Genomic DNA, 2,627 nt, shown 5'->3' on the forward strand with positions numbered 1-2,627 from the left:
CACCCCAGAACTCACCAACCAACGACGCAAAGCTTGGGGCACTTGCCTCAGCGAACGCGCCGCTGACAAACGCCGCATTGACCGCACACTCATCCAGCAGGAGGCCCTCCGATGACCGCCGAGAACCCTGTACGCCGAACCAGGACGGCCCGCGAGGTCGCGCAGTCAGTGGGATGCCACCCACGCACCGTTCAGCGCGCTGTCGCCGAACCCCGTGACGAGTTCATCAAGCGATCTCGGGCCCGGCAGGATCTCGCCCTCGAGCTCAAAAACGCCGGCCTGAAGTACCGCGAGATCGCCGACCGCCTCGGCTGCTCCGAGAAGGCCGCCCAGAACCTCGTTCACCGCGCCCGAGACCGGCACAAGCTCACTTCCGTCACCTGACGACTGTTCCGCCGACACGGGCGGCACGGCCCAGATTCGTGCCGCAGAATGACCCACGGTGAAGAGGCATCTCACTGGAAAGGCCGGGGCCCCTCCCCGGCCTTTCGCATGCCCAGCGCAGCGCCCACCCGCCCCGCCTGGTGCCCCGGCCGGAGGCCGGTCTCGTTCTATGGCACATAGAACATAGCTTTGCTCCACCTGGGGCTACCTGACTGATGCTGTCCAGCACGTGCGGGACAGACCTCCTCAGCCACACCTCCAGGTCGGTGCCGGCACCGACAGATCCACCCTCTGCCAAGCCTTTCGCCCGCGTTTCTTCGTCACCTTGGACGTCTTCCGGGAATACGACAGACACTGAGGGTGGGAGTTGGCTGCTCACATCAACCGCTCCTACGGGAGGCCAGGGAGACCAGGCCCGGCCTCCCGTTACAGCACTGATCCAGCACTCGTGGCGCCTCCGGCACTAGGCATCCCGGACCGCCGTGCAGGACACTAAGACGTGGGGATCGGGATCCTCCTCCCCACGAAAAAAGCCGGGCACCACTCCCCGGCTTTTTTCGTGCCCCCACAGCAGCGACTAGTCCTCGGTGACTACCCCAGATACCGCCTCCAGCAGATCGCCACGATCACCGCACCAGGCACCAACACCCCCACCGGCTTTGCTCCGCTGAACGCATCGATAAGCCAATCAACGCACTTCTAAGCCGTCACACCTCTTGCATTCCTTGGCCGAGCACCGGGGAAGACGCTCGCCACGTCCCCATCGGTCCTCGGTGCGTACAGCCAGGACACCCCAGCGCGCCCGAAACCGGGCCGCCGGCAGCGACCACGACACCCCACCAGGCACCCGCTCGACCACATGGCCGAGCACCGGGACCCCGTTCCGATTGCCTCACCCGGAACGGGTTAACCCCTCACCCGTAAAGGGTGAAACGAGGCAGCGGGACTCATCGGCAGTGACCGTGATCGTTGGGGTCAATGAAGAAAATTTGGGGGTGAGTCGGTGCCTGGCTGAGGTGCTCTGGGCACCACGCGAGGAAGGTGCAGCTGAGCTTGTGCGCGCCTGCGTTGGGTCGCCCGTGCCTCGGTCATCGAATGATGCATGAGGTGTGACGACAGCACCTTGGCATGGCGAAGGCCCCCGACCGGCAACCGGAGGCCTTCGCATGGAGAGTCGCCTGGCCGCGGTACCCGTGAGGACAGAGAGCCAGGCGACGAAGCAGACAGTACCGGGAACGCCTTGAGATGTAGGGCGAGTGACGAAGGTGGACTGCACGGCACCCGGGGGACCCAACGGATGTGAAAGGTCCGACAGGGTGTGGAAGCAGCCAAAAGCGGGCTGCGCTACGCGCAGGCTGGAAAGAATTTTCGGCGGAAGTATCTGATTAAGGTGAGTCGTACCCGGGGAGGCGGGGAATCTGTGGTTGGGTCACCTCATGAGCTTCCAGAACGTGTTCGCCGACCACTGGCTACCGCAGGCGCCATTGGCCGCTGAGCGCAAGGATGGCGCCTATCGGCGGGTGTCCCGGGAGCACGCTCTGCAGCTGCCCTACATCGAGACCAACCCGCTGTGCCTGCAGTCGATCGTGGTGACCGACCACGACGGCTCCGAGGCCGATCAGGTGGCCGATCTGGTCGGGCTTCCCCAGCCCTCCTGGGTGACCCTGAACCCGCACACCCGCTCCGGGCACATCGCCTACGCCCTGGCCGCCCCGGTGTGCCTCACCGACTCCGCCCGGCGCAAGCCGATCAACCTCCTGGCCCGCATCGAGCAGGGCCTCGTCGACGTCCTGGGCGGGGACGTCGGCTACGCGGGCCGGGTGACCAAGAACCCCGTCCACCGCCAGCACATGCCACTGTGGGGCGAGGAAACCGCCCTCTACGGCCTCCAGGAGCTCGCACAGGCCCTCGGAGACGTCGGAGCCCTCCCAGGGCCTTCCAGGACCGGCAAAGCCCTCACAGCGTCCTCGGTGGGCCGCAACGTCGCCCTGTTCCATCTCACCCGGCAATGGGCCTACCGCGCCCGCCTGCGCTACGACGAGGCCACCGAGTGGGAGCAGACCGTTCACGCCTTCGCCGTGAACAAGAACCTCACCGCCATCGCCGAGGAGTTCACCCGCGGCCCGCTGGGCGAGGTCGAAGTGCTGCATCTGGCCCGTTCCATCGCCCGCTGGACCTGGCGCAACATCACCCCAGAACTCACCAACCAACGACGCAAAGCTTGGGGCACTTGCCTCAGCGAA

At 65.9% G+C, this 2,627-nt stretch carries 2 protein-coding genes; both read left to right on the top strand.

Annotation, left to right across the window (positions count from 1 at the left end):
• Window positions 1–111 precede the first annotated feature (111 nt).
• On the top strand, window positions 112–384 hold the full coding sequence (locus AB2385_RS16870; RefSeq protein ID WP_367656174.1) for a sigma factor-like helix-turn-helix DNA-binding protein: 273 nt from the start codon (window positions 112–114) through the stop codon (window positions 382–384).
• 1,424 nt (window positions 385–1,808) lie between these two features.
• The coding region (locus tag AB2385_RS16875) for a replication initiation protein (protein ID WP_367656175.1) at window positions 1,809–2,627 on the top strand (819 nt) is incomplete at its 3' end.

The organism is Symbiobacterium sp. (genome assembly GCF_040797425.1).
In the GTDB taxonomy this organism is placed as follows: domain Bacteria; phylum Bacillota; class Sulfobacillia; order Symbiobacteriales; family Symbiobacteriaceae; genus Symbiobacterium.